We start from the raw sequence: 26,965 nt of genomic DNA, 5'->3' as shown, positions 1-26,965 counted from the left end.
GATCTCGATGCGCCCGCTGCGCGGGCCACTCGATCAGCAGGCCCTGCTGGTCGAGTATCGAGACCGCGTCCTTCCCTACGGCGCCGTGTGGAACTTCAGCTGGGCGGCGGACAGGCCGGACTCGACGATGAGCTCGACGGCGTCCGCGGCGTCGGCGACCAGGATCGGCAGGGTCTCGCGCTCGGGGCCGGCGAAGTCCTTGAGCACGAAGTCGGCGGCGCTCTGGCGGCCCGGCGGGCGGCCGATGCCCACGCGGACACGGACGAAGTCGGCTCCGTCGGTCGCGGCGAGGATGTCGCGGATCCCGTTGTGGCCGCCGTGGCCGCCGCCGAGCTTCAGCCGGAGGGTGTCGAAGGGGATGTCGAGCTCGTCGTGCACGACGATCAGGTGCGAGGGCTCGAGGGAGTAGAAGTCGAGCAGCTGCGCCGTCGGGCCGCCCGAGAGGTTCATGAAGCTGTTGGGCTTGCCCAGCACGAGCTTCGGCCCGCCCGGGCGGAGGAAGCCCTCGGCGACCACGGCGTTCGCGCGATTGTGCCGGCGGAAGGATCCGCCGATCCGGCTCGCGAGATCATCGAGCACCATCTGACCGACGTTGTGCCGGTTGCGGGCGTACTGCGCGCCCGGGTTGCCCAGACCGACGACCAGCCAGGTCTCGCCCATGTCGTTCCTCTCGTCCGCCCGGATGCTCGGTGCGGCGCTCGGTGCGGGTGCTCGGTGCGGGTGCTCGCCCGGACCTCCGGACGCGGAACGGGCCCGCTCGCGATCGCGGCGGGCCCGTTCGTGCGGGACGTGCGGACTACTCGGCGGACTCGTCGACGACGTCGCCGGTCGAGGGCTCCTCGTCCTCGCCCTCGCCCAGGTCCTGCTCGACCTCGGCGGTGACGTTGACCACGAGCGCGTCGGGGTCGGTGAGCAGCGTCGCGTTGTCGAGCAGCTCGATGTCCTTCGCGAGGATCTGAGTCCCCTCCTCGAGGCCCTCGACCGAGACCACGATGTTCTGCGGGATCTTGGTCGCGTCGACCTCGAGCGAGAGGGTGTTGGCCTCGAGCGAGACGAGGGTGCCGGGAGCGGCGTCTCCCTCGACGTGCACGGGGATGTCGACCGTGACCTTCTCGCCGAGCTTGATGACGACGAGGTCGATGTGCTCGATGATCTGGCGGACCGGGTCGCGCTGGATGTCCTTGACCAGGGTGGTCTGCGCGACGCCGTCGATGTCGAGCTCGAGGATCGCGTTCGCCTTGCGGGTCAGCAGGAGGACCTGGTGACCGGGCAGGGTGACGTGCTGCGGCTCGGTGCCGTGCCCGTAGAGGACGGCGGGGATCTTGTTCTGGGCGCGGATCTTGCGGGCCGCTCCCTTGCCGAACGAGGTGCGGACCTCGACGACGACCTTGTTGGTCAGTTCAGCCATGATGTGTCTCCTCGACGGCGCAGCGCGCCGCCTGATCGGGTCGTGGCCGACGGCCACGGACGGGGTTTCGACTCGAACGCATGTCAGCGTGAGGAAAAGTCCGGGGCGACCCTCTCGGGGCGCATCGCCTGCTTCCACCGCGTCGATCACGGATGCTCGCGCATCCCTCGCCGAAGTTCAGCTGCCCACCCTACCGGGGATGTCCCTCCCCCGCCACCGCCCGGGCGGCAGCGGACCGTCCGCACAGGCGGGCTGGCTAGCGTGCGGGCATGACGAACGACGACTTCGGCTCCTACGTGGAGAAGAACGGCTTCCACCGCGACACCAACTACATCCCGACGCGGATCACCGCCGACGGCCGCGACGGCTACCCGGTCGAGGCGGGGCGGTACCGCCTCGTGGTGGCCCGCGCCTGCCCGTGGGCGAACCGCGCGGTGATCGTGCGCCGCCTGCTCGGCCTCGAGGACGCGATCTCGATGGGGATCTGCGGTCCGACCCACGACAAGCGCAGCTGGACCTTCGACCTCGATCCCGGAGGCGTCGACCCGGTCCTGGGGATCCCCCGGCTCCAGGACGCGTTCTTCGCGCGCTTCCCCGACTACCCGCGGGGCATCACCGTGCCCGCGATCGTCGACATCCCGACCGGTCAGGTCGTCACCAACGACTACCCGGTGATGACGCTCGACTTCTCGACGGAGTGGACGCGGTTCCACCGCGAGGGCGCCCCCGATCTCTACCCCGAGAAGCACCGTGACGAGATCGACGAGGTCGCCGAGCTCGTCTTCCACGACGTGAACAACGGCGTCTACAAGTGCGGGTTCGCGGGATCGCAGCGGTCGTACGACCGCGCCTACGACCGCCTCTGGGCGCGCCTGGACTGGCTCGAGGAGCGCCTGTCGACGCGGCGCTACCTGGTCGGCGACACCATCACCGAGGCGGATGTGCGCCTGTTCACCACCCTCGCCCGCTTCGACGCGGTCTACTACAGCCACTTCAAGGCGAACCGGAACCTGCTCTCGGCGATGCCCGCCCTCTGGGGCTACGCCCGCGACCTGTTCGCGACTCCGGGGTTCGGCGACACGATCGACTTCGTGCACATCAAGTCGCACTACTACGAGGTGCAGCGCGACATCAATCCGACCGGAGTCGTCCCGAAGGGCCCCGACCTGTCCGGCTGGCTCGTCCGCTCGGGCCGGGAGGAGCTCGGCGGCCGCCCGTTCGGTGACGGCACCCCGCCGCCGCCTCCGATCCCGTCGGAGCGCGTGCCCGCCGGCCACGGAGCCTGAGGCCGAGGGCGCCCCGGACCTCGGAGGAGCCCGGCCCTCTCCGGCGGCCTCGACGGTCCGGTGCTCCCTCGGCGCACGGCCGTGCGTCGCGGTGGCGACGGACGTGCGCGGTCGGGCCGGGGTCGGAAAGGGTGCCCGGCGATAGCCTGGGATCCGTTCCTGAACGCGTACCTCGAGGAGAACCGTGTCTGACAACCCCACCGCCACCGCCAACATCGGAGTCGTCGGTCTGGCGGTGATGGGCTCGAACCTCGCCCGCAACCTCGCCAGCCGCGAGGGCAACACCGTCGCCGTCTTCAACCGCTCCTACGGCCGCACCGAGACCCTCATCACCGAGCACCCCGAGGCCGGCTTCGTCGCCTCGGAGACGATCGAGGCCTTCGCCGCGTCGCTGCAGACCCCGCGCACCGCGATCATCATGGTCCAGGCCGGCCGCGGCACCGACGCCGTGATCGAGCAGCTCACGAAGGTCTTCGAGCCCGGCGACATCATCGTCGACGGAGGCAACGCCCTCTTCACCGACACCATCCGCCGTGAGAAGACGGTCCGCGAGACCGGCATCCACTTCGTCGGCACCGGCATCTCGGGCGGCGAGGAGGGCGCGCTCAAGGGCCCGTCGATCATGCCCGGCGGCTCGGTGGAGTCGTACAGGACGCTCGGCCCGATCCTCTCGTCGATCGCCGCGATCGCCGAGGGCGAGCCCTGCGTCACGCACATCGGCACCGACGGCGCCGGCCACTTCGTCAAGATGATCCACAACGGCATCGAGTACGCCGACATGCAGCTCATCGCCGAGGCCTACGACCTCCTCCGCACCGTCGGCGGTCACGAGCCCGCCGCGATCGCCGAGGTCTTCGACGCCTGGAACAAGGGCGACCTGGAGTCGTACCTCATCGAGATCACCGCCGAGGTGCTCCGCCAGATCGACGCCGACACCGGCAAGCCCTTCATCGACATCGTGCTCGACCAGGCCGGTTCGAAGGGCACCGGGGTGTGGACCGTGCAGAACGCGCTCGACCTCGGCGTGCCCGTCGGAGGCATCGCCGAGGCCGTCTTCGCCCGCGCCGTCTCCTCCAAGCCGCAGCAGCGCGCGGCCGTGCAGAAGCGCGTCACCTCGCGACCGACCCCGGTCGAGAAGTACGAGGGCTTCGAGGACGACGTCCGCGCGGCCCTCTACGCCTCGAAGGTCGTCGCCTACTCGCAGGGCTTCGATGCGATCCTCGCCGGCGCCGAGAAGTACGGCTGGGAGATCGACAAGGGCGCTGTCGCGAAGATCTGGCGCGCGGGCTGCATCATCCGCGCCCAGTTCCTGAACCGCATCGTCGACGCCTACGCCGAGGACGCGGGCATCACCACGCTCCTCGAGGACCCGTACTTCGCCGAGGCCGTCGCGAACGGCGAGGCGGCCTGGCGCCGCATCGTCTCGACCGCCGCCCTCTCGGGCGTGCCGATCCCGGGCTTCGGCGCCGCGCTGTCGTACTACGACTCGCTCGCCTCCGAGCGCCTCCCGGCCGCGCTCGTGCAGGGTCAGCGCGACTTCTTCGGGGCGCACACCTACCAGCGCGTCGACAAGGAGGGCACCTTCCACACGCTGTGGTCGGGCGACCGCACCGAGGTCGAGCAGGACCCCTCGACGCACTGACCCGCAACCACGAAGGCGCTCCCGCACACGCGTGCAGGAGCGCCTTCGTCGTTCAGCCCGTCAGCGCAGCCAGACCGTGGTGTCCGGAGGAAGCACGCCGTCGACCGGTCCGCTCGCCAGCAGGATCTCCCCCGCGGGCAGGACGGCGTCCGTCTCGCCGAGGTTCGTGACCGAGCGCCAGCCGTTCGGGCGTGCGAAGTGCAGCACACCCTCCTCGCTCTCCCGCCACTCCAGCTGCTCCTCGGTCTGCAGCGCGTGCCGCAGGGCGAGTGCGCGGCGGTAGAGCGACAGGGTCGACTCCTCCCGCAGCTCCTCGACCTCGACGGAGGCGTCGGCGAACCAGGCGGGCTGGGGCAGGTGGGCGCCACCCGGTCCGAACCCGAAGGACGTGCCCGCCGACTCCCACGGCAGCGGCACCCGGCAGCCGTCGCGGCCGACGTCGGTCCCGCCGCTGCGGAAGAACGTCGGGTCCTGGCGGTCGGCGTCGGGGATGCCGGCGACCTCGTGCAGGCCCAGCTCCTCGCCCTGGTAGAGGTACGCCGATCCGGGCAGAGCGAGCAGCAGAAGGGTCGCGGCGCGGGCGCGACGCAGGCCCTTCTCACGATCGAGGACCGGCTCCACTCCTCCGCTGAGCAGCCACTCCTTGGCTGGAGCCACCGGAGCATCACCCTGCGACGGCAGCCCGTAGCGAGTGGCGTGCCGGACGACGTCGTGGTTCGAGAGCACCCAGGTCGTCGACGAGCCCGACTCGGCGGCCAGTTCGAGGTTGAACGAGATCAGGCGGTGGAAGGTGTCGGCGTCGAGGTCGGCCTCGAGCAGATCGAAGTTGAACGCCTGGCCGAGCCCCTCGGGGCTCGCGTAGCGGGCGCGCCTGGAGGCGTCGACCCACGCCTCCGCCACGGCGGTGCGCGGCGGGTCGTAGGAGTCGAAGAGGGCGCGCCACTCGGCGTACACCTCGTGCACCTCGTCGCGGTCCCAGAAGGGGTGCGAGCCGTCGAGGCGCTGCTCGGCGAGGTCGGCGGAGGCGGCGAGCGGCTCGGTCAGATCCTTCACCAGCGAGTGAGCCACGTCGATGCGGAACCCGTCGACTCCGCGATCCGACCAGAAGCGGAGGGTCTCGAGGAAGTCGTCCCGGATCTCGCGGTTCGCCCAGTTCCAGTCGGGCTGCTCCTTCGCGAACAGGTGCAGGTACCACTGGCCGTCGCCGACCGGCTCCCAGGCGGGCCCGCCGAAGACCGACTCCCAGTCGCTCGGCGGCAGCTCGCCCGAGTCGCCGCGGCCGTCGCGGAACACGTAGCGCTCCCGCTCGGGGGATCCCTTCGGCGCGGCGAGCGCCTCCTGGAACCACGGGTGCAGGTCGGACGAGTGGTTCGGCACGATGTCGACGATCACGCGGATCCCCGCGTCGTGCAGGAGCGCCGTCAGCTCGTCGAACTCGGCGAGCGTGCCGATCCGCGGGTCGACGTCGCGGTAGTCGGCCACGTCGTACCCGCCGTCGGCCAGCGCGGACGGGTAGAACGGGCTGAGCCACACCGCATCGATCCCCAGTTCCCGCAGGTAGGGGATGCGCTGGATGACTCCGGCGAGATCGCCGATCCCGTCCCCGTTCGCGTCCGCGAAGCTCCGCGGATAGATCTGGTAGACCGCCGCCTGACGCCACCACAGCGCGTCGTCCTTCGTCCCGCTCCTGGTGAGCACCGTCTCGGTCATGTGTTCCTCTCGATCGTCGGTCTTGTTCGTTCGTATCGGTCCTCTGGAGGACGCGGATCTCGATGTACCCGCTGCGCGGGCTACTCGATCAGCGGCCCCCGCCCCTGCTCCCGCTCGCGCGAAGCGCGGCCCCCTGCTGGACCGCACCCCGGAGCTGAGCCCGCGGGCCTCGGGGTGGTCAGCTGCAAGGCGGAGGAGGGAGTCGTAGCGGAGCTACGGCGACCGACGACAACGCCGCAGATGGCCGCCCCGAGGCCCGCGAGCCCTACTTGATCGCGCCTTGCGTGACGCCGGACATCACCCAGCGCTGGGTGAAGAGGTACACGATGATCGCCGGCGCCATCGCCATCAGGTAGGACGCGAAGGACACGTTGTAGTTGTTGCTGAACTGCGTCTGGAAGATGCTCTGCAGCACCGGCAGCGTCTGCAGCGACGGGTCGGACGTGATCAGCGACGGCATCATGAAGTCGTTCCAGGAGGCGAGGAAGGCGAAGATGCCGACCGTTGCGCTCATCGGGGCGAGCAGCGGGAAGACGAGTCTCCAGAAGACCTGGTTGGTCGTCGCGCCGTCGAGCCGAGCGCTCTCCTCGAGCTCCTCGGGCAGCGAGCGGAGGAAGGCCGTGAAGAGCATGACGCTGAAGGACAGCTGGAACATCACGTGCAGGATCGCGACGCCCAGCGGGTTGTCGAGCCCGACCAGTCCGGTCAGCGAGACCTGCGAGAGGGCGAGCACCGGGAACGGCAGGAACATCGCCGCCAGCAGGTAGAAGAACGACCAGCGGTAGAACCGGCGGTCCCAGTTGCGCGAGATCGCGAAGGCGGCGAGGGCGCTGAGGACGATCGTGCCGCCGACGGTGATCGCGGTGACGAAGATCGAGATCGCGAACCCGCGGGGGAAGTCGGTGAGGTTCCACGCCTGCACGAACCCGTCGACCGAGAACGGTGCCGGGAGCGAGAAGGCGTTGCCGTCGACCGCCTGCGCCGTGGTCTTGAACGCCATGGTGACGGTGACCCAGAGCGGGGCGATGACCGAGAGCGCGCAGACCGCGAGGATCACCGTGAGGATCAGGTTGGAGCGGCGGCGGCGGGCGCCACGGGACGCGTCCGCGTTCGCGGCGGCGCGGTTGCCCGGGAGGGCGGGCGAGAGGGGGACCTGGCTGGTCATCAGAAGGCCGCCTTTCCGCGCGAGATGCGCAGCTGTACGAGCGCGATCACGAGCGCGATGAGGAAGAAGATCGTGGCGTTGGCCATCTGGTAGGCGTAGTCGCCGCTGGTGAAGCCCGAGAAGATCGTCATCGCGACGCTGCGGGTCGACGTGCCGGGGCCTCCGTTGGTGAGGCCGACGATGATGTCGTAGGAGTTGAGGAAGTTCTTGAACCCGATGACCAGGTTGATCACGACGTAGCCCGCGACGAGCGGGAGGGTGATCGACCGCAGCTGGCCCCAGCTGGAGGCCCCGTCGAGCGAGGCGGCCTCGTAGACGTCTCCGGGGATCGAGAGCACTCCCGCGATGTAGATGAGCAGCGCGGAGGGGACCGACTGCCACGCGGTCACGATCACGATCGCGAGCCACGCCAGGTTCGGGTCGGCCAGCATGCTCGTCGCCAGCGGAGTGGCTCCGACCGAGGCGGCGAAGTCGGGCAGCGAGTTCGAGAAGAGGAAGTTGAAGACGAACGCGATGATGATGCCCGAGACGACCATCGGCAGCACGAAGATCGCGCGCAGGGCGACCTTGCCGCGGATCTGCGTCGTCAGCGCGATGGCGAGCAGGAAGGCGATCACGTTCACCAGCAGCACCGTGACCAGCGCCAGCCCGACCGTGAAGCCGTAGGAGGCGGCGATCGCCGGATCGGAGAACAGGGCCACGTAGTTCGTGAACCCGATGAAGCTCCACTCGCCGAAGCCGATGGAGTCGGTGAAGCTGAAGAAGACGCCCATCATCGCGGGCAGGGTGATCGCGAGCGTGAAGAGCACGAGGGCGGGGAGCAGGAACAGGAGGAAGGTCCTGTCCGTGCGCTGCCCGCGTCGTTGCGGGGCGACGGGGCGGGGAGCCTCGACGGTGCGCTCCTCCGCTCGGGTGGGTGTCGAGAGGGCCATGGGTGTCTCGTCTCTGAGAGGGGTCGGAAAAGGGGTCAGGAGCGGAACGCGATGCGCGCCCAGTCGGCGTCGATGGTGCGCAGGGTCGACACGGGGTCGGAGCCGAGGACCATGCCCTGCACGTAGTTCTGGAGCGGGATGTTCTGCGGCACGAGCTGCGAGGCGCCGAGGCTGAACGCGGCCCGGTCGTAGAACTCCTGGAGCTCGACCAGGGTGGGCTGGGTGACCGCGGGCGCATCGGTCGTGACTCCGAAGGCGTTGTTGTCGGAGTTGTAGGAGTCGATGATCTCGGGCTGCATCAGGAACGCGAGGAACTCGCGCGCCGCCTCCTTCTTCTGGGAGGCCTCGGGGATCCAGAGGGCCAGGTCGATGTTCACCCGCACGCGCCGGTCGTCGGGCTCGTCGGTCATCGGCAGCGGGAACGCGCCGATCGAGAGGTCGGGAGCCGTCTTGGCGATCTCGCTCAGCGCCCACGGGCCCTGGAGCAGCATCGCCGCCTCGCCGTTCGAGAAGGCGAGGTTGCCGTCTCCGTAGGCGCGGCTCGCCGCGTTCGGCTGGGAGTAGGCGGCGATCTGCAGCATCTGCTCCATCGGGCCGGCGAAGTCCTTCTCGAACGAGACCGGCGACTCCGGGCCCACGTCGACGCCCTGCTCCTCGAGGCGTGAGAAGAACGACTCGAGATCGACCGTACCGCCGACGGAGTAGTCGAACAGGCCCTGCGAGACCGTCCACGGATCCTTGTAGGTGCTGTAGATCGGAGTGACGCCCGCGGCGGTCAGCGCGTCGCAGACCGCGACGAACTCGGTCCACGTCGTCGGCACCTCGAGGCCCTGGGCGGCGAAGATCTCGCGGTTGTAGAGCACGGCGGCCATCATCAGCGAGTACGGGATCACGCTGGTGCGGTCGGGGTAGCTCGCCGTCTGCTCGATCAGCGGCTGGATCGCGGGGTTGATCCGCGCCGCCTCCGGCAGGTCGGACAGATCGCTGAACGCTCCGCGCTCGACGAAGCGCGCCACCTCGAAGTTGTAGTTCAGGCAGCCGAGGTCGGGCGGGCTGCTGCGGACGAACTCGGCCGAGAGGTTCGAGGAGAAGTCGTGGACGACCCTGATCCGCGACTGCGACTGGTGGAAGCGCTCGATGACGTCGCCGAAGTAGCCGATGACCTCGGGCTTGGACTGGTGGAACGTGATCTGGGTCACGCCTCCCGAGCCGGAGGGCGAGGCACAGGCGGCGAGGCCGAGAGCGGCGGCGCCGGTGCCGGCCGCCGCGAGGAGGGTGCGCCGGCTGAGTCCGCCGGCGGAGGGGTTTGCGAGGGGCACGTCATCGTCTCCCGGAGATCGTGGATAAGTTGCTCTGCTCACTAAATCTAATGAGAAAATCTAGTGTGCGATGTACTGTTGCAGCCGATCAGGCAGAGGTCAAGAGGGAGGTGGAGCGGATGTCCGACAGCACGTTCTCGTTCCAGCGGCGACGCAACGCCCTCGAGGTCCTCGGCTGCGCGTGGAGCGGCGAGCCGATGACCGCCTCCGATCTGATCGAGCGCACCGGGCTCACGCGCTCGACGGTCATCGCCGTCTGCGACGACCTGATCGAGCTGGGCTGGATCGAGGAGCTGGCGAACCAGCGCGCGGCGGGCGACTACATCAAGGGACGCCCGGCGCGGCGCTACGCACTCCGGCGCGAGGCCGGAGTGGTGGTCGGCGTGGACGCCGGACAGCACAGCGTCGGGGTCTTCGTCGCCGATCTGCTCGGCGACCCCCTCGCCCGGCACGTCGAGCCGGTCGACCACGAGCACGTCGAGGACGTCCCGCCGGAGCGGCGACTCGCCGACATCGAGCGGATCCTCGACCGCACGCTCGCGCAGGCCGGTGTCGCCGACTCCGAGGTCCTCGCGATCACCTTCGGCGTGCCGGCACCGGTCGACGCCCGGGGCCGCTCCCCCGAGGGCGACAACGACTTCTGGACCGTGATGAACCCCGGCCTGTCCGATCGGTTCGCCGCCCGAGGCTGGGCCGCCGTGATCGACAACGACGCCAACCTCGCCGCGCTCGCGGAGGGGTGGCGGGGAGCGGCCGTCGACTCCGACGACTACCTCACCCTGCTCTCGGGCGAGCGGCTCGGCGGCGGCGTCGTCCTCGGCGGCCGGCTGCTCAGAGGCTCGAGGGGGCTTACCGGCGAGATGCGCTACCTCGACCTCGTCGAGGGCGTCGGGTCGGCCGAGGGGATCGCCGCGCTGGCCCGCCTGTGGGCGAGGGAGGCTCTCGCGGCACCGCGCCGCAGCGCGTCACTCCTCGACCGCACCGAGAACCCCGGTGCCGAGCAGGTCTTCGCGGCCGCGGAGGCCGGCGACCCGCTGGCCGCGGCCATCGTCGATCGCCTCGCCGAGCGGCTCACCGCCGTCGCCGCCACTCTGGCGAACCTGCTCGACGTCTCGCTGATCGTCGTCGGGGGCGCACTGGCCGCCTCCGTCGAGCCGCTGCTGGCCGAGGTCGCGCGCCGCCTCGTCGGCCGCGTCCACGCACCGGCGCCGCGGATCCTCGCCTCCACGCTCGGCGACCAGGCCGTCGCGCTGGGCGCCGTCCGCTCGGGACTCGACAGGGTCCGCGCCGACCCGCTGGCACTGCGGCTCTCGGGGCACGCGGTCGACGGGGTCGCCGCAGGGGTCTGAAGACCGCCCGGCGCTCAGCGCCGGAAGGCCCGGACGATCAGGAGACCCGCCAGGAGGATCGCGACCGCCGCGGCCGTCGCCGCCGGCAGTGCCAGCAGGAGCAGCAGCGCGCCGGTGGACGTGACGATCGCCGGCCAGCGGGCGGCGGCCCCTCCCCCGTCGAGGCGGCGCACGATCAGCGCGACCAGGGCGGCCCCGACCGCGAAGGCGAGCAGCGCGTCGGCGTCGAGGATCACCACGGCGAGCACCGACACCAGGCACACGACGAGCTGACCCGCCGCGGGGACCCCCGTCCGGCGGTCGCGCCGGGCGATCGGGTGCGGGATCTCGCCCGCGTCGGCGAGACGCACCAGGGCTGAGGCGTCGCGCCGGATGAGCGCGACGAGCGCGAGGACGCCGGCGAGGACCGCGGCGATCGCGACGAGGGGACCCGCGGCGGTGCCCGCCACGGCCGCGCGGAGCGGAGTGGTCGCCTCCGCGAGCGCCCCCGGGCCGATCAGGAGCAGCAGACCGGCGCCGACCAGGGCGGCGGTGACCGCGGTGACGACGACGCCGAGGATGCCGCGGGCCACCGTCGGCGTGTCGCCCGAGACCGTCGGGGCGAACAGGAACAGGAGGAACGCGGCCGCGGTCGCGGTCCCCTCGGGTCCCCCGATGATCACCTCCGATGCAGGGGTGACGGGCGGGGAGAGGAGGACGATCACCGCCGCGGCCAGGAGGAGGAGCACGACGAGACCGCCGAGGAGGGCCGCGAAGCGCGGCCGGAGCACGCCTCCGCGCAGGACGAAGAGGGTGATCAGCACCAGGAGGAGGACGGCGACCGGCCGCGCGCTCGCGTCGACCACCGAGTCGGCGGCCGTCAGCGCGATCGCGGAGGCACCGAGCGACCGGCCGGCGACCCCGAGCCACTCGGCCGTCGGCCCGTCGTGCACCTCGCCGCGCGCGTCGGCGAGCACGCCGAGCGCCGCCATCACCGCGGCGACCGCGAGCCCGAGCAGGAGCCACCAGCCCGCCTCCAGCGCCGCGGGCGACCACACGACGAACACCCCCGCGAGCGCGATCGCCCATCCCGGCTCTCCCGGCAGGCGCAGCAGACCCCCACTCCGGGTCTCATTCGGTCGTAGGGCCACTCGCCCACCCTAGGTCCGCCCGCCGCCCGCGGCCGCCGCCGCGGCGCGCGATTCCCGCTGGAGCGTTCTCCTCACGCCGCCTCCGGCGCCTCCTCGACCCAGCACGCGGAGGCACGCGCACGACTGCCGCGCTACCGACTCGTTGCCGCGGCAGGTGACGGCTCCACCGCACGCCGCCACAACTACGGGGTGACCGAGCAGCCCCACGCAGAGGGTGTATTGAGGTCCACCCTCCGAGCGACGCCGGGTCTCACTTCGCCGCCGCCGGCTACTCGACCAGCAGGCACCGCTTCAGCGCGCTGAGGAAGTCAGCCGCGCGCTTCTCGAGTTCCTGAGCGCGTCTCGGGGGCGTCAGCCGCAAGGCGGAGGAGGGAGCGATACCGGCGGTATCGCGACCGACGACAACGCCGCGGATGGCCGTGCCGAGGCGCGCTCAGGCGTCGCCGTCGAACATGGAGGTGACGGATCCGTCATCGAACACCTCGTGGATCGCCCGCGCGAGCAGCGGTGCGATCGGGAGGATGGTGAGGCGGTCCCAGCGCTTCTCCTCGGGGAGGGGGAGGGTGTCGGTGACGACGACCGAGTCGATGAACTCGGAGCTGAGGAGTTCGCAGGCGGGGTCGGAGAAGACCGCGTGCGTGGCGGCGACGACGACTCCGATCGCGCCGTTCTTCTTGAGCGCTTCGGCGGCCTTGGCGATGGTGCGGCCGGTGTCGATGAGGTCGTCGACGAGGAGGCAGACGCGGCCGGCGACCTCTCCGACGATCTCGTGGACCGAGACCTGGTTCGCGACCTTGGGGTCGCGGCGCTTGTGGATGATCGCGAGCGGCACGCCGAGCTTGTCGCTCCAGATGTCGGCGACGCGGACGCGGCCCATGTCGGGCGAGACGATGGTGAGGGTCTTGGGGTCGAGCTTCTCGCGGAAGTGCTCGAGGAGGACCGGCATGGCGAAGAGGTGGTCGACGGGTCCGTCGAAGAAGCCCTGGATCTGCGCGGCGTGCAGGTCGACCGACATGATGCGGTCGGCTCCGGCCGCCTTGAACAGGTCGGCGACGAGACGGGCCGAGATCGGCTCGCGTCCGCGGCCCTTCTTGTCCTGGCGGGCGTAGGGGTAGAACGGCGCGACGACGGTGATGCGCTTGGCCGAGGCGCGCTTGAGCGCGTCGACCATGATCAGCTGCTCCATGAGCCACTCGTTGATCGGCGACGTGTGCGACTGCATGACGAAGACGTCGCCTCCGCGGACGCTGTCGCCGTAGCGGACGTACAGCTCGCCGTTGGCGAAGGTGCGCCCCTCGGTGTTGACGAGCTCGGTGCCGAGTTCGGCGGCGACCGCCTCCGCCAGTGCCGGATGCGCCCTCCCCGAGACGAGGACCAGGCTCTTCTTGTTGCTGGCGGTGATGCCCGTCACTGTGCTCCGCTTCCTCCGGTCGCCTGGTCGGCTCCCGAGGGATCCGACGTCAGGGCTGCCTCGGCGGCGGTGGCCGACGCGGTTCCCTGGCGGTGGGTCTGCACCCACCCGGCCATGTTGCGCTGCGGAGCGACGGTGATCCCGAGGGCTCCGGCGGGGATGTCCTTGCGGATGACCGTGCCGGCGCCCGTGTACGCTCCGTCCCCGATTCTAACGGGGGCGACGAAGACGTTGTGCGACCCCGCTCGCACGTGCGATCCCACGACCGAGGCCGCCTTGTTCACTCCGTCGTAGTTGGCGAAGATCGAGCCGGCGCCGATGTTCGACTCCTCGCCGATGGTGGCGTCGCCCACGTAGGAGAGGTGCGGCACCTTCGAGCCCGCTCCGATCGTCGCGTTCTTGGTCTCGACGTAGGTGCCGATCTTGCCGCGCTCTCCGAGGACGGTGCCGGGGCGGAGGTACGAGAAGGGTCCGACCTGCGCGCGAGCACCGATGACGGCGAGCGTGGCGTCCGAGCGCTTGACGACGGCGTCCTCGCCGATCTCGCAGGAGTCGAGGGTGGTGTCGGGGCCGATCACGGCACCTGAGGCGATCACGGTCGGTCCCTTGATCTGCGTGCCGGGGAGGATCTCGACGTCGGGCGAGAGCACCGCGTCCACGTCGATCCACGTGGTCGCCGGGTCCTGGACGGTGACGCCCGCGAGCTGCCAGCGCCGGACGATGCGGGCGTTGAGCTCGAGCGCCGCGTCGGCGAGCTGGGCGCGGTCGTTGATGCCGGCGACGAGCCAGCGGTCCTGCACGGGGACCGCCTCGATGGCGCGGCCGGCGGCCTTGAGCGCGGCCGCCGCATCCGTCAGGTACTTCTCGCGCTGGGCGTTGTCGGTGCCGATCGCGCCGATCACCGAGCGGAGGGCGACGGCGTCGAAGGCGTAGACGCCGGCGTTCGTCTCGGTGAGCGCGAGCTCGGCGTCGCTCGCGTCCTTCTGCTCGACGATGGAGGCGAATCCGCCGTCGTCCGCGCGCACGATGCGGCCGAATCCGGTCGGGTCCTCGAGCACGCACGAGAGCATCGTCAGCGCGTTCGCGGCCGCGAGGTGCTCGTCGACGAGGCGCCGGAGGGTCGGCGCGTCGAGGAGGGGGACGTCGGCGCTGAGCACGACGACGGTGCCGTCGAAGTCGTCGGGCAGGGCGGCGAGACCGAGCTCGACGGCGCGGCCGGTGCCCGGGACCTCGTCCTGATCGACCACGAGGGCGGCCGGGGTGTGCTCGAGGACCGCCTCCGCGACCCGCTCGCGCTCGTGGCGCACGACGGTCACGACGTGGCCCGCGTCGAGGGAGGCGGCGGTGTCGAGGACGTGGCCGAGCAGCGGCCGGCCCGCGAGCCGGTGCAGGACCTTCGGGGTGCGGGACTTCATCCGGGTGCCCTGGCCTGCGGCCAGGATCACGACCGCGAGCGTGCTGTCGACCATGTGTGCGTTCTCCTCCGTGGCCTGCCCGCTCGGGCGGACCCTGCTCCGCCACCAGGATTCGAACCTGGACCGGACAGCTCCAAAGGCTGCCGTGCTGCCGTTACACCATGGCGGACCGCGCGCATGCGCGCCGTCCATCCTGCCATCCGCCCGAACCTCGCGACATCGCGCCGGCGCCGCACCGACCGATCACCGGGCGCGGGAGGCGGGCGGGCGGTCGTCCGGGGCGGGCGGCTGCGGCGCGCCCGCTGCCCGCCTGCCGCGCAGGCCCTGATCGACGAGGTCGATCATCCAGAGGAAGCTGTCCTCGACATCGGTCGTCCGCTGGAAGCCGCTCTCCTCCTCGAGTGTGACGAAGCCGTGCAGGACGCTACGGAGCAGGCGCAGGGCGTGGGTCTCGTCCTCGGCGTCGAGGCGGTAGCCGCGCAGCACCGCGGCGAGGGAGTCGAGCGACCTCTCGAGCGCGGGAGTCAGCGGGTCGTCGGCTCCCCAGGCGCGCACGCCGGTCGTCGCCGCGTAGCGCCCGGGGTGCTGCCTGACGTAGCCGCGCAGGGCCTGCGCCGCCGCGAGGAGCGCCTCCCCGCCCGCCCGCCCCTGGGTCGCGTCGCGGACCGTGTCGCCGACGTCGGTCGCCGCGCCGACGGCGATGCGGTGCTCGAGGGCGGCGAGGCCGTCGACGTGCTTGTAGAGCGAGGGGGTCCTCACGCCGAGCCGCTCGGCGACGGCGCTCATGCTGAGCCGGCTGAGACCGCGCTCGTCCGCCAGGGCCGCCGCGGCCTCCGTGACGATCGCGGCGTCGAGCCCCGCCCTAGGCATTGCTCGAGGGTGCGGCGGGGGTGAGCGTCCTGCCGAGGAACGGGAGCAGGAGCCGGAGCAGCGCATCGGGCGTCTCGGCGTGCGGGTAGTGGCCGGCGCCCTCGATGACGGCGAGCTCACCGAGGCCGGTGGGCAGGTCGGCGAGGATGCGCTCGCCCTCGGCGCGGGGATCGGCCCAGTCGGGGTCGGCGCCGCCCTCGACGATGAGCACGGGGCATCTCACGTTGCCGAGCTGTGCTCCGGCGTCGGCGGGCGTGGTCTTCGTCATCGACTGCAGGGCCTTCATCCGCTCCGGTCGGCTCAGGGACGACTCGATCCGCGCGCGCTCGGTGCTCCAGTCGACGGGCTTGGCGGGGATCGCCAGCTCGAGGTAGGCCAGCCACGCCTTGAGGCTCCCGGTCATCATCACCTTCGCCAGCTCGATCGTGCCGGCCCGGTGGTTCTTGATCCGGAGGAGGCCGCCGAAGTCCATGGTCTGCTTCCGGGTGAAGGGGGCCAGCTCGGCGATACCGACGATGACGTCGGGCGCCGTCGCGGCGGCGATGGTCGCCGCGCCACCGCTGATCGACTGACCGACGATGACCGCGGGGCCGCCGAGGTGGCGGACGAGCGCGACCAGGTCGCCGGCGATGTCGGTGCGGCTCCAGCCCTTCCAGTCGGTGCTCGACTCGCCGTGGCCGCGCAGGTCGGCGTTGGCCACGCGGTAGCCCGCGGCGACGAGCGCCGGGACGATGAAGCGGTAGGAGTGGCGGCTGTCGCCCATGCCGTGGGCGAGCACCACGAGGGGTCCCTCACCGGTCAGGTCGTACGCGATGGTGCCTTCGTCAAGGGTCAGGAACTCGGTCATGGTGTCCTCCAGTGTGGGCTAATGCGGATAGCTACAAGCTAGGGCGTATAGCCAGATAAGTCAACGACCCGGTGCCGTCGGCTCGGAGGGCGCCCACCCGTCACAATGGACGGGTGAGCGCGAATGACGAGGTCGACGGCATCGTCGACGCCTGGGTGCGCGAACGACCGGACCTCGACTTCACTCCGCTCCAGGTCTTCTCGCGCATGCGGAGGCTCGCCAAGCAGCTCGAGCGCGCGCGCAGCAGCGCCTTCAGCCGCTCCGAGCTCGAGACGTGGGAGTTCGACGTGCTCTCGGCCCTCCGCCGCGCGGGAGCCCCCTACCGGATGAGCCCGAAGCAGCTGCTGCAGGCCACGATGGTCACCAGCGGGACCATGACGAACCGCATCGACCGCCTGGTCGAGCGCGATCTCGTCGAGCGCCTCGACGATCCCAACGACGGCCGCGGCGTGCTCGTGCAGATGACGCCCTCGGGGCTCTCGCGGGTCGACGCGGCCATCACCCGGCTCGTGGACGCGGAGCAGGAGCTGCTCGGCGCGCTCACCCACGCGCAGCAGGAGCGGCTGGCACAGCTCCTCCGCAAGCTCTCGCTCGACTTCGGCTGAGCGCCGCTACGACAGCCGGAGGAGCGACAGCAGGTCGTCCACGAGGTCGATCGCGTCCGCGCGGCCCTTGCCGTCCGCGGCGAGATGACCGGCACTCTGCAGTTCGGCGGCTCCTCGGACGACGGCCCGGAGGAGCGCGGCGATCCGCTCCGGATCTCCGGCGGCGATCGCCCCCGCGGCCTGCGCGTCCGCGACCGTCTGCGCGAACAGCGCCGACGACTCCACGGCCACTCGGTCGACGAGGTCGGTGGAGTCCCAGCGGCCGTAGATGAGCCGGTACCGCTCCGGGTGGGCCACCGCACGGGTCACCTGCTCCCGCACAGAGCGGGTCACCGCGGTGGCGGCGTCGAGGCCGGCGGCACGGTCTTCGACGAGCTTCTCCTGGAGGCGCGTCATCTCCCGCGCCGCGAGCTCGGCCAGGAGTCGCTCCTTGCTGGAGAAGTGCTTGTAGGGGGCGTTGTGCGAGACACCGCCCCGCCTCCCGACTTCGCGCAGGGTCACCGCCGCGGGTCCACCGTCGTCGAGGAGATCCTCCGCTGCGTCGAGCAGCTTCTGGCGCGTACCGATCGGGCTCATGGGTTCCGCTCTCGTGGAGGTTGACATCGTCAACCAAGCTGCTAGGTTCTGAAGAGGTTGTCATTGTCAACCTCAGTCCCCGAAACGAAGGAACTCGATATGAAGGCTCTCATCACCGGCGCGACCAGCGGAATCGGGGCGGCACTCGCGCGCCGCTTCGTCCTCGACGGCAACGACGTCGTCCTGGTCGGCCGCAGCGTCGAGCGCCTGGCGAGCACCGCGGACGCCTTGCGTGCCGCCGCCCCGTCGGCGCGGATCGAGACCGAGCAGGCCGATCTCGCCGACCTCGCGCAGGTGCACCAGCTGGCGGACCGCCTGGCCGCGCAGGACGCCCCCGACGTCGTCGTCAGCAACGCCGCGCTCATCGCCCCCGTGGACGAGCGCGACGCCGCCGGCATACCGCTGACGGTCGTCGTCAACTACCTGGCCGTGTACGTGCTGCTGCGCAGGCTCGCGGAAGCGTTCCCTGCGCACCCCTCCCGGTTCGTGATCGTCGGCGCGGAACCCGCAGGCTCGGCCGGTCTCGTGGTCGAGGTCGACGACCTGTCGTACACGGACGCCGACCTGCTGTTCCCGGATGACGATCTGAGGGCCTTCGCGCTCTACGGCCACTCCAAGAACATGGACGTGATGCTCACCTACACCCTCGCGGCCCGGCTCGCCGGGACCGGCATCACGGTCAACGGGGTCCACCCCGGAGTCATCGGACGGACCGGCATCATGAGCGGCGTCCCGGGAATCGACGCCAAGGTGGCGGCGATGCTCGGGGCGACGTCAGGGCATGAGACCGAAGCGGAGACCGGCGCGGAGACGCCCTACTGGGTCGCGACAGCGCCCGAGCTCGCTGGGAGGACGGGCGTGTTCTTCGCCGACCGAGCGCCGGTGGAGACCGCCGCGCACACGACGGACGCAGCGCGCCTCGATCGCCTCTGGGCGACCTCCGCGGCTCTCACGGGCATGAGCGCCTGACTCGCCTCAGCCCTCGAGCTGCTCCGAGAGCTCGAGCCAGCGCAGCTCGAGCTCGGCGGTCTCGTCCTCGTAGGAGCGCAGCTTCGCGTTGAGCTCGAGGATGCCGTCGTAGTCGTCCTGGTCGTGCGTCGCCATCTTCTCGTGCACCCCGGCGACGAGCAGCGTCAGCTTCGAGAGCCGGCGGTCGATCGCCGACACCTCCTTCGTGGCGGTGCGCCGCTCCGCCCCACCGAGACCGGGAGCGGCGGGAGTGGACGTCGACGCCGCGGCCGGGGCGCCCTTCTCGAGGGCGCGGCGCAGCTCGAGGTACTGCTCGACTCCGCCCGGCAGGTGACGGAACGCACCGTCCATCACCGCGTACTGCTGGTCGGTGACCCGCTCGAGCAGGTAGCGGTCGTGCGAGACCACCAGCAGCGTGCCGGGCCAGGAGTCGAGGAGATCCTCGATCGCGGCGAGCATGTCGGTGTCGAGGTCGTTGGTCGGCTCGTCGAGGATCAGCACGTTCGGCTCGCTGAGCAGGATGAGGAGGAGCTGGAGGCGCCGGCGCTGACCGCCGGAGAGGTCCTTCACCGGCGTCGAGAGCTGCGCGCTCGAGAAGCCGAGGCGCTCGAGGAGCTGGCCCGGGGTCATGTCCTTGCCGCCGATGGAGTAGCTGGTGCGCTGCTCCGCGATGATCTCGCGCACCGGCTGGTGCTGCACCTCCGTGAGCTCGCGCAGCTGCTGATCGAGGATCGCCACGCGCACCGTGGTGCCGCGCTTGACCCGGCCGCTCGTCGGCTCGACGCTGCCTGCGACCAGGCCCAGGAGGGTCGACTTGCCCGCACCGTTGACGCCCAGGATGCCGGTCCGCTCCCCCGGCGCGATCCGCCACTCGATGCGGTTCAGCACGGTCCGCTCGCCGTAGCGGACGGTGACGTCGAGCAGGTCGACGACGTCCTTGCCCAGGCGCGAGACGGCGAGCTGCGAGAGCGACACCGAGTCGCGCACCGGAGGCTCGTCCTCGATCAGCTGGTTCGCCGCGTCGATGCGGAACTTCGGCTTCGCGGTGCGGGCGGGGGCGCCGCGACGGAGCCAGGCGAGCTCCTTCTTCATCAGGTTCTGGCGCTTGGCCTCCATCGTGGACGCCATCCGGTCGCGCTCGACGCGCTGCAGGATGTACGCCGCGTAGCCGCCCTCGAAGGGCTCGACGATCCGGTCGTGCACCTCCCAGGTGGCGGTGCAGATCTCGTCGAGGAACCAGCGATCGTGGGTGACGACCGCGAGCCCGCCGGAGGAGGCGGCCCAGCGGCGCTTGAGGTGCTCGGCGAGCCAGGCGATGCCCTCGACGTCGAGGTGGTTGGTGGGCTCGTCGAGGAACACGACGTCCCAGTCGCCGACGAGCAGCTTCGCGAGGGCGACCCGGCGGCGCTGACCGCCCGAGAGGGAGCCGACGATCCCGTCCCAGGGGACGTCGCGCAGGAGCCCGGCGATGACGTCGCGGGTGCGCGCGTCTCCGGCCCACTCGTGCTCCTCGAGGCCGCCGACGACGGCCTGGGCGACGGTGAGCTCCTCGTCGACGGTGTCGGCCTGGTCGAGCATGCCCAGCGTCACGCCGCGCCGGTGGGTGACCCGCCCGGCATCGGGCTCGATCCGCTGGGCGAGCAGGCGGAGCAGGGTCGACTTGCCGTCGCCGTTGCGGCCGACGATCCCGATCCGGTCGCCCTCCTCGATCCCGAGCGAGACGTCGTCGAAGATGACCCGCGTCGGGTACTCGAGTCGCAGCGCCTCAGCGCCCAGGAGATGTGCCATAGGGATCCAGCCTAGGCGCTCGCGTCGAGGGCCGGTCGCGGGAGCCCGGCTCCGCCCGCCCACTCTCCAAGAGTTGTCGTACTCGACGCCCACTACGACAACTCCTGGAGTCTCGGCGCGGGTCGCCGGGACGAGCGCGGCCACCGCCCAGAAGCCGGCACTGTCCAAAAGTTGTCGTACTCGATACCCGAGGACGACAACTCTTGGAGTCTCGGCGCGGGGCGGGGAGACGGGGATGCGGCGACTGTCCAGGAGTTGTCGCACTCGATACCCGAGTACGACAACTCTTGGAGGGTCGACAGAGCGAGGGGCGACAGAGTGGAGGCGCGGCAGAGCGGCGGCGCGACAGCGCGAGGAGGGGTGGGACGGCCCGCTCAGGCCACGGTGACGGTGCGGAGGTGCCAGCCGGAGGCGCCGTCGGGGGCGGGGGGCGCCTCCTCCGAGGTCTGCACCTGGCCCTCGGAGTCGGTGGCCCGTACGAGGAGGACGTGGTCGCCGGCGATCGCCTCCCACTCGTACACCCACTGGATCCAGGTGTCGGCCGTGACGGCGTCGGCGAGGCGCGCGGGCTGCCACGCGCCTCCGTCGACCTGCACCTCGACCGCCGAGATGCCGGTGTGCGGCGCCCAGGCGACTCCGGCGACCGCGACCGTGCCGGCGGCGACGGCCTGACCCTGCCGCGGGACGTCGATCCGCGACTCGATCTTGATCGGCCCGCGCTCGGTCCAGCCGCGGGTCGACCAGTAGGCGAGATCGTCGGCGAAGGTCGTGACCTTGAGTTCGGTCACCCACTTGGTGGCCGAGACGTAGCCGTAGAGACCGGGGACGACCAGCCGCGCAGGGAAGCCGTGCTCCACCGGGAGCGGCTCGCCGTTCATCCCGACGGCGACGATGCTCGCGCGCCCCTCGTCCTGCAGGACCTCGAGCGGGCTGGAGGCGGTGAATCCGTCGACGCTGCGCGAGAGCACCATGTCGGCGCCGGCGGTCGGGCGGGCGCGGGCGAGGAGCTCGCGGATCGGGTACCCGAGCCACAGGGCCGTGCCGATCAGGTCGCCGCCGACCTCGTTCGAGACGCACGACAGCGTGACGAGGTGCTCCTCGAGCGGGAGCGCGAGGAGCTCGTCCCAGGTGATGGTCACCTCCTCCTCGACCATGCCGGTGATGCGGAGCGACCAGTCGGCCGGGTCGACGGACGGGACCGACAGCGCCGTGTCGATGCGGTAGAAGTCGGCGTTCGAGGTCTGGAACGGGGTGATCCCCTCGATGTCGTCGAGGACCGCGCCGGCGGGCACGGCAGGAGCCGTCGAGGCGGGGGCGGGCAGCTTCACGGCCTCGCGCACGGCCGTGACGGCGGAGGAGGCGGCGGTCACCATGCGCGCGCCCACGCCGACGACGACCGCCGCGGCACCGGCGATGCCGACGAGGCGGAGGAAGGAGCGCCGGTCGGTCGTGCCGGTCGCCGGCTCCTCCTCCCAGCCGCGGAGGCGAGCGGCCGCCCCGCGCAGGAACGCCGCGCCGACGATCATGCCGACGACGCTCGGAGCCGCTGCGAGCCCCGACGCCCCCTCGCGCGTGACCGCTGCGAGAGCGCCGAGGCCCGCGACGACCGCGAGCACGAGGACGCCGAGCGGAGGCTTGCGGTACTCGAGCAGGCCCGCCGCGACCGAGAGCACGGCGACCGCGATCGCGACCGAGACCAGGAGCACGAGCTTGTCGCCCGTGCCGAACAGGGCGATGACGGCGTCCTTGACGCCCGGAGGGACGATGTCGATGACGAAGCCGCCGACCGCGACGATCGGGCTGCCTCCCGCGCCGGTGAACACCGCGACGAGCTCGGCGCTTGCGAGGGAGACGGCGGCGGCGATGATCCCCGTGAGGATCGCGAGGAGTGCGGCTCGTCTGGGGGGCATGAGCGGCACTCTAGGCCACGAGGTCGGGTCTTGACTGCGGGTGCACGCAGGGTCGCTCCGGCGCGGCCCGGGCGGCGCGGCTCAGCTCGAGAGGATGCGCGCCCCGTGCACCGGACCGGTGACCCTCACCGCGCGCAGACGCGCCCCGCTCAGCTCGAGCTGCAGCTCCCTCGCGGCGTCGGCGTCGGGTGCCAGGAAGGCGACGGTCGGCCCGGAGCCCGAGACCAGGCCGCCGAGCGCGCCGCTCTCCTCGCCTCGCTCGAGGATGCGGGCGAGTCCGGGCTGCAGGTGCAGCGCCGGCGCCTGGAGGTCGTTGTGCATCGCATCGGCGAGCATCGCCGCGTCGCCCGCGCGCAGAGCCTGCAGCACGTTCGGGTCGATGCTCGGCGTCGCGGCGATCGGGCGGAAGTCGTGCAGGTGCCGCTCGCGGTGGCGATCGAGCTCGCGGTAGACCTCGGGGGTCGAGAGCCCCTCCTCCGACAGCACCAGCACCCACTCGAAGCGGCCCTTCGCCAGCGCGGGGCTCAGCTCGTCACCGCGGCCGACTCCGATCGCGGTGCCTCCGGTGAAGGAGAAGGGCACGTCGGCGCCGAGGCTCGACGCGATGCCGAGGAGCTGCTCCCTGGTGCAGGCGGTGCCCCAGAGCGCGTCGCAGGCGAGGAGGGTCGCAGCGGCGTCGGCGGAGCCGCCTCCCATCCCCCCGGCGATCGGCACGTTCTTCTCGATCTCGAGGTGGACGCCTCCGCGGTAGCCGGTCGCGCGAGCGAGCGCCCTGGCCGCCTTGATCGCGAGGTTCGAGCCGTCGACGGCGAGCCCGCGGGAGTCGATCGACCCCGAGAACTCGACCGAGAAGTCGGGGGCGTCGGAGGCGAAGACGTCCTCGTAGAGCGAGAGCGACTGGAACGCGGTCGCCAGCTCGTGGTAGCCGTCGTCGCGGACCGCGCCCACCTTGAGGAAGACGTTGATCTTGCCGGGCGCTCGCGCATGGACCCGGGTCGACATCGCGAGGTGGGCCATGCCTCCAAGCTACAGGGTGGCGGAGGGGCCCTCGTCCTCGCCGGAGGGGCCCGCCACGGCGTCCTCGTCGAGCGCCTCCGCGGGGACCCGACCACCCCTGACCGGCACGCGAGCCGGGTCGAGCGAGCGGCCCAGAGCGACGAACTCGTCGACGCCCAGCTCCTCGCCGCGGGCCGTCTGCGGCACCCCGGCCGCCTCCAGTGCGACGACCGCCGCGGCGCTGGAGCCGAACAGGCTCGACAGCGACTGGCGGAGCATCTTCCTCCGCTGGGCGAAGGCCGCGTCGACCACGGCGAACACCGCGCGGCGCAGGGTCTCGTCGCCCGGCTCCTCTCCGCGCTCGAACGCGACCAGCACGCTGTCGACGTTGGGCACGGGCCAGAATATCTGGCGCGAGACGGTGCCGCCCGTCGTGAACGAGCCGAACCAGGCGGCCTTGACGCTCGGGCCGCCGTAGACCTTCGAGCCGGGGCCGGCGGCGAGCCGGTGCCCCACCTCGGACTGGACCATCACGACTCCCGAGGCGATGCTCGGGAAGTACTCGAGGAAGTGCAGCAGCACCGGGACCGAGATGTTGTAGGGGAGGTTCGCCACGAGGCGCGCGGGCTCCCCCGGCAGCTCCACGACGCGCATCGCGTCGGCGTGCACGACCGCGAGGTCGGCTCCGGGCGCCATCAGCCCGACGGTCCGGGGCAGCTGCTCGGCGAGGCGGCCGTCGATCTCGACCGCGACGACGGCGGCGCCCGCCTCGAGGAGCCCCAGCGTGAGAGAGCCGAGCCCCGGTCCGATCTCGACCACGGTCTCGCCCGCCTGCACCCCGGCGAGCTTGACGATGCGGCGCACCGTGTTGGCATCGTGCACGAAGTTCTGACCGAGCTTCTTGGTCGGCGTGACGTCGAGGAGCTGCGCGAGGTCGCGGATCTCGGCAGGGCCGAGCAGCCGAGGGATCGCCACCGCGTCGGCCTCGGCCGCGTGACGACCGGTCATGCCAGCGGTCCGACCGGCTCCGACGGCTCGGAGCCGACCTCGCCGCCCCACTCGCCGTAGACCTGCTCGGTGTTGGAGGCGATCGTCGCGGCCAGGTGCCCCACGTCGGTCTCGAGGTACGCGGCCATCGCCCGCACCGTGTGGGGGATCAGGTAGGGCGCGTTCGGCCGGCCGCGGAACGGGCTCGGGGTGAGGAACGGCGCGTCGGTCTCGACGAGGATCAGATGCCGCGGAGTGGCGGCGAGCGCCTCACGGAGCGAGTCGGCGTTCTTGAACGTGATGTTGCCCGCGAAGGAGAGGTACCAGCCCTCGTCCGCGCACATGCGGGCCATCTCGGCGTCGCCCGAGAAGCAGTGGAAGACGGTGCGCTCGGGGGCGCCCGCCCTGCGCAGGGTGTCGATGACCTCGCGGTGGGCGTCGCGGTCGTGGATCTGCAGCGCGACTCCGGCCTCCTTGGCGATGCGGATGTGCTCCTCGAAGGAGCGGTACTGCGCGCCGCGCCCGCTCTCGCCGGTGCGGAAGAAGTCGAGCCCGGTCTCGCCGACGGAGCGGACCCTGGGCTGGGTCGCGAGCTCGGCGATGACGGCGAGCGCGTCGTCGAGCTCGCCGCGCGCCTCCAGCTCGGGGGCCTCGTTGGGGTGGATCGCCACGGCGGCGAGCATGCGGGGCTCGGAGGCGGCCATCTCGGCCGACCAGCGGCTCGTCTCGACGTCGGTGCCGACCTGGACGACGCCGCGGACGCCCACGGTCGAGGCGCGGTCGAGCTGCTCGCGGTAGTCGAGGGGCTCGAGTCCGTCGGCGATCTCGAGGTGGGTGTGGTTGTCGTAGACGGGGACGACGAGCGCTTCGGGCAGCGGCGGGTACGTCAGGTCGCGGCCGGAGGTGTTCTCGCGGGCGCGGACGTGCTGGCTGTCGGTCATGCGCTCCAGGCTACCGGGAGGGCTTGCGGGAGGGCCCGGGGCCCGGTGGCGGGGTCTCGATACGCCTCGGGGGCTATCGAGACCGACCTCCCTGCGGACGCGGCGCGCCGATCAGGAGACCGGCACCTCGATGCGCGGGAACAGCGGGGCCAGCGTGCCGACGGTCGTGCCGACCGGCAGGCGGCCCCACTCCCCCGCCTCGCGGATCCGCTGCTCCGTGAGCGACCCGAGCGACGCCTCCACGCCGAGCGCCTCCCAGAGCGAGGTGGTCGCGCGGGGCACGACCGGCGAGAGCAGCACCGCCAGGGCGCGCAGCCCCTCCGACGCCGTGTAGAGCACGGTGCCGAGGCGCTCGCGGTCGCCCGCCTTCGCGAGGGCCCACGGCTCCTGCTCGGTGATGTAGCCGTTCAGCTCGTCGACGATGGTCCACACCGCGGTGATGGCGTCGTGGATCGCGAGGGCGTCGACCGCGCGGTCGGCCGTGAGGGCCGCCTCCGCGACGGTCCGCTGGACGCGCTCCTCCGCCTCGGTCGGCGCGCCCGCCTCGGGCACGACGCCGTCGTAGTAGCGGTGCAGCATCGCGATCACCCGGGAGGCGAGGTTGCCGAAGCCGTTCGCGAGCTCGGCCTGGTAGCGGGCCGACAGGTCCTCCCACGAGAACGAGCCGTCCTGGCCGAAGGTGATCGCGCGCATGAAGTAGTAGCGGAACGCATCGGAGCCGAAGGTGTCGGTGATCTGCTCGGGCGCGATGCCGGTGAGCTTCGACTTCGACATCTTCTCGCCGCCGACGAGCAGCCAGCCGTGGCCGAAGACCTGCTTGGGCACCTCGAGCCCCGCGGCCATCAGCATCGCGGGCCAGATCACCGCGTGGAACCGCAGGATGTCCTTGCCGACGATGTGGGTCGCCGGCCAGCGGCGCTCGAACTCGGCCTCGTCCTGGCCGTAGCCGACCGCGGTGATGTAGTTCAGGAGCGCGTCGAACCAGACGTAGACGACGTGCGAGTCGTCCCACGGCACCTTCACGCCCCAGTCGAAGCTGGAGCGCGAGATCGAGAGGTCGGCGAGGCCCTGGCGCACGAAGCTGACCACCTCGTTGCGCGCCGACTCGGGCTGCACGAAGTCGGGCCGCTCCTCGTAGAGCGCGAGCAGGCGCTCGGTGTAGTCGCTCATCGTGAAGAAGTAGTTCTTCTCCTTCAGCAGCTCGACCGGCTTCGAGTGGATCTTGCAGACGTACTGCCCGGTGTAGTCGCCGGTGCCCTCCTCGAGGTCGGAGAGCTGCTTGTACTCCTCGCAGCCGACGCAGTAGTAGCCCTCGTACTCGCCGGTGTAGATCGCGCCCGCGTCGTAGAGCTTCTGGAGGAACTTCTGCACGTTGACCTCGTGCCGCTCGTCGGTCGTGCGGATGAAGTCGTCGTTGGCGATGTCGATGGTCTCGAGCAGCGGCTGCCACGCCGTCCGCACGAGACGGTCGGCCCACTCCTTGGGCGTCGTGCCGTTCGCGGTGGCGGTGCGCAGGATCTTCTGCCCGTGCTCGTCGGTGCCGGTCAGCAGCCAGGTGTCGTCGCCCGCCTGGCGGTGCCAGCGGGTGAGCACGTCGGCGGCGACCTCGGTGTAGGCGTGCCCGATGTGCGGGACGTCGTTCACATAGAAGATCGGGGTCGTGAGATAGAAGGAGGCGCCGTCGGACATGGCGACCATCCTATGGTTCG

Annotated in this window: 23 protein-coding genes and 1 tRNA gene; 5 read left to right on the top strand and 19 right to left on the bottom strand. The window is 71.3% G+C overall.

What is annotated here, in order from left to right; translation table 11 throughout:
- Positions 1 to 75: 75 nt before the first annotated feature.
- On the bottom strand, positions 76 to 660 hold the full coding sequence (gene pth / locus B9Y99_RS13785; RefSeq protein ID WP_085477120.1) for an aminoacyl-tRNA hydrolase: 585 nt from the start codon (positions 658 to 660) through the stop codon (positions 76 to 78).
- A gap of 136 nt (positions 661 to 796) precedes the next feature.
- Positions 797 to 1,408: a 50S ribosomal protein L25/general stress protein Ctc gene (locus B9Y99_RS13780; protein ID WP_085477119.1), complete on the bottom strand. Its 612-nt coding sequence runs from the start codon at positions 1,406 to 1,408 to the stop codon at positions 797 to 799.
- A 269-nt stretch (positions 1,409 to 1,677) separates the two neighbouring features.
- Here B9Y99_RS13780 and B9Y99_RS13775 point away from each other — a divergent pair, with 269 nt between their 5' ends.
- On the top strand, positions 1,678 to 2,694 hold the full coding sequence (locus B9Y99_RS13775) for a glutathione S-transferase family protein (RefSeq protein ID WP_085477118.1): 1,017 nt from the start codon (positions 1,678 to 1,680) through the stop codon (positions 2,692 to 2,694).
- A 184-nt stretch (positions 2,695 to 2,878) separates the two neighbouring features.
- Complete coding sequence (gene gndA / locus B9Y99_RS13770; RefSeq protein ID WP_085477117.1) at positions 2,879 to 4,336, top strand: NADP-dependent phosphogluconate dehydrogenase; 1,458 nt, start codon at positions 2,879 to 2,881, stop codon at positions 4,334 to 4,336.
- A gap of 60 nt (positions 4,337 to 4,396) precedes the next feature.
- On the opposite strand, the gene B9Y99_RS13765 is transcribed toward gndA, so the two are convergent.
- From B9Y99_RS13765 to B9Y99_RS13750, 4 genes are all read right to left on the bottom strand, one after another.
- Complete coding sequence (locus B9Y99_RS13765) at positions 4,397 to 6,046, bottom strand: glycoside hydrolase family 13 protein (RefSeq protein ID WP_085477116.1); 1,650 nt, start codon at positions 6,044 to 6,046, stop codon at positions 4,397 to 4,399.
- Between the two features lie 265 nt (positions 6,047 to 6,311).
- The gene (locus B9Y99_RS13760) at positions 6,312 to 7,211 is read right to left on the bottom strand and encodes a carbohydrate ABC transporter permease (RefSeq protein ID WP_085477115.1); all 900 of its coding nucleotides are present in this window, start codon (positions 7,209 to 7,211) and stop codon (positions 6,312 to 6,314) included.
- Positions 7,211 to 8,143 (bottom strand): carbohydrate ABC transporter permease, encoded by a 933-nt coding sequence (locus B9Y99_RS13755; protein ID WP_085477114.1) that lies wholly within the window; start codon positions 8,141 to 8,143, stop codon positions 7,211 to 7,213. Before B9Y99_RS13755 ends, B9Y99_RS13760 begins: the two co-directional genes overlap by 1 nt.
- Before the next feature lie 35 nt (positions 8,144 to 8,178).
- Positions 8,179 to 9,462, bottom strand: a complete 1,284-nt coding sequence (locus B9Y99_RS13750) for an ABC transporter substrate-binding protein (protein WP_085477113.1) — start codon at positions 9,460 to 9,462, stop codon at positions 8,179 to 8,181.
- A 119-nt stretch (positions 9,463 to 9,581) separates the two neighbouring features.
- On the opposite strand from B9Y99_RS13750, the gene B9Y99_RS13745 reads away from it, so the two are divergent.
- The gene (locus tag B9Y99_RS13745; RefSeq protein ID WP_165759629.1) at positions 9,582 to 10,811 is read left to right on the top strand and encodes an ROK family transcriptional regulator; all 1,230 of its coding nucleotides are present in this window, start codon (positions 9,582 to 9,584) and stop codon (positions 10,809 to 10,811) included.
- 14 nt (positions 10,812 to 10,825) lie between these two features.
- Here B9Y99_RS13745 and B9Y99_RS13740 read toward each other — a convergent pair whose 3' ends face one another.
- From B9Y99_RS13740 to B9Y99_RS13715, 6 genes are all read right to left on the bottom strand, one after another.
- Positions 10,826 to 11,941, bottom strand: a complete 1,116-nt coding sequence (locus B9Y99_RS13740; protein ID WP_129588035.1) for a hypothetical protein — start codon at positions 11,939 to 11,941, stop codon at positions 10,826 to 10,828.
- Between the two features lie 433 nt (positions 11,942 to 12,374).
- On the bottom strand, positions 12,375 to 13,352 hold the full coding sequence (locus tag B9Y99_RS13735) for a ribose-phosphate diphosphokinase (RefSeq protein WP_085477110.1): 978 nt from the start codon (positions 13,350 to 13,352) through the stop codon (positions 12,375 to 12,377).
- A complete protein-coding gene (gene glmU, locus B9Y99_RS13730; protein WP_085477109.1) occupies positions 13,349 to 14,821 on the bottom strand; it encodes a bifunctional UDP-N-acetylglucosamine diphosphorylase/glucosamine-1-phosphate N-acetyltransferase GlmU in 1,473 nt (490 codons plus the stop codon). Before glmU ends, B9Y99_RS13735 begins: the two co-directional genes overlap by 4 nt.
- Positions 14,822 to 14,864: 43 nt before the next feature.
- Positions 14,865 to 14,936: transfer RNA gene (locus B9Y99_RS13725), tRNA-Gln, on the bottom strand.
- A gap of 74 nt (positions 14,937 to 15,010) precedes the next feature.
- Complete coding sequence (locus B9Y99_RS13720) at positions 15,011 to 15,637, bottom strand: TetR/AcrR family transcriptional regulator (protein ID WP_085477108.1); 627 nt, start codon at positions 15,635 to 15,637, stop codon at positions 15,011 to 15,013.
- Positions 15,630 to 16,484 (bottom strand): alpha/beta fold hydrolase, encoded by an 855-nt coding sequence (locus tag B9Y99_RS13715; RefSeq protein ID WP_085477107.1) that lies wholly within the window; start codon positions 16,482 to 16,484, stop codon positions 15,630 to 15,632. The genes B9Y99_RS13720 and B9Y99_RS13715 overlap by 8 nt, the downstream gene beginning before the upstream one ends.
- A 113-nt stretch (positions 16,485 to 16,597) precedes the next feature.
- Here B9Y99_RS13715 and B9Y99_RS13710 point away from each other — a divergent pair, with 113 nt between their 5' ends.
- Positions 16,598 to 17,089 (top strand): MarR family winged helix-turn-helix transcriptional regulator, encoded by a 492-nt coding sequence (locus B9Y99_RS13710; protein ID WP_129588034.1) that lies wholly within the window; start codon positions 16,598 to 16,600, stop codon positions 17,087 to 17,089.
- 6 nt (positions 17,090 to 17,095) lie between these two features.
- On the opposite strand, the gene B9Y99_RS13705 is transcribed toward B9Y99_RS13710, so the two are convergent.
- Complete coding sequence (locus B9Y99_RS13705; RefSeq protein WP_085477106.1) at positions 17,096 to 17,665, bottom strand: TetR/AcrR family transcriptional regulator; 570 nt, start codon at positions 17,663 to 17,665, stop codon at positions 17,096 to 17,098.
- A gap of 99 nt (positions 17,666 to 17,764) precedes the next feature.
- Between B9Y99_RS13705 and B9Y99_RS13700 the strand changes: the two genes are divergently transcribed.
- Positions 17,765 to 18,634, top strand: coding sequence for an SDR family NAD(P)-dependent oxidoreductase (locus tag B9Y99_RS13700; RefSeq protein WP_085477105.1), 870 nt, complete (start codon positions 17,765 to 17,767; stop codon positions 18,632 to 18,634).
- A 6-nt stretch (positions 18,635 to 18,640) separates the two neighbouring features.
- On the opposite strand, the gene B9Y99_RS13695 is transcribed toward B9Y99_RS13700, so the two are convergent.
- The 6 genes from B9Y99_RS13695 to metG form a co-directional block, all read right to left on the bottom strand.
- On the bottom strand, positions 18,641 to 20,422 hold the full coding sequence (locus B9Y99_RS13695) for an ABC-F family ATP-binding cassette domain-containing protein (protein ID WP_085477104.1): 1,782 nt from the start codon (positions 20,420 to 20,422) through the stop codon (positions 18,641 to 18,643).
- 374 nt (positions 20,423 to 20,796) lie between these two features.
- Positions 20,797 to 22,332 (bottom strand): molybdopterin-dependent oxidoreductase, encoded by a 1,536-nt coding sequence (locus B9Y99_RS13690; RefSeq protein WP_085477103.1) that lies wholly within the window; start codon positions 22,330 to 22,332, stop codon positions 20,797 to 20,799.
- An 81-nt stretch (positions 22,333 to 22,413) separates the two neighbouring features.
- The gene (locus B9Y99_RS13685; protein WP_085477102.1) at positions 22,414 to 23,349 is read right to left on the bottom strand and encodes a 4-(cytidine 5'-diphospho)-2-C-methyl-D-erythritol kinase; all 936 of its coding nucleotides are present in this window, start codon (positions 23,347 to 23,349) and stop codon (positions 22,414 to 22,416) included.
- A 9-nt stretch (positions 23,350 to 23,358) separates the two neighbouring features.
- Positions 23,359 to 24,336 carry a 16S rRNA (adenine(1518)-N(6)/adenine(1519)-N(6))-dimethyltransferase RsmA gene (gene rsmA / locus B9Y99_RS13680; RefSeq protein WP_085477101.1) on the bottom strand — a complete coding sequence of 326 codons (978 nt, stop codon included), beginning with the start codon at positions 24,334 to 24,336 and terminating at the stop codon, positions 23,359 to 23,361.
- On the bottom strand, positions 24,333 to 25,256 hold the full coding sequence (locus B9Y99_RS13675) for a TatD family hydrolase (protein ID WP_085477100.1): 924 nt from the start codon (positions 25,254 to 25,256) through the stop codon (positions 24,333 to 24,335). Before B9Y99_RS13675 ends, rsmA begins: the two co-directional genes overlap by 4 nt.
- A 111-nt stretch (positions 25,257 to 25,367) precedes the next feature.
- On the bottom strand, positions 25,368 to 26,945 hold the full coding sequence (gene metG / locus B9Y99_RS13670) for a methionine--tRNA ligase (protein WP_085477099.1): 1,578 nt from the start codon (positions 26,943 to 26,945) through the stop codon (positions 25,368 to 25,370).
- Between the last annotated feature and the right edge of the window lie 20 nt (positions 26,946 to 26,965).

The sequence above is a fragment of the Rathayibacter oskolensis genome (genome assembly GCF_900177245.1).
Classification (GTDB): Bacteria; Actinomycetota; Actinomycetes; order Actinomycetales; family Microbacteriaceae; genus Rathayibacter; species Rathayibacter oskolensis.
This window is presented reverse-complemented; position numbering and strand designations above follow the sequence as displayed.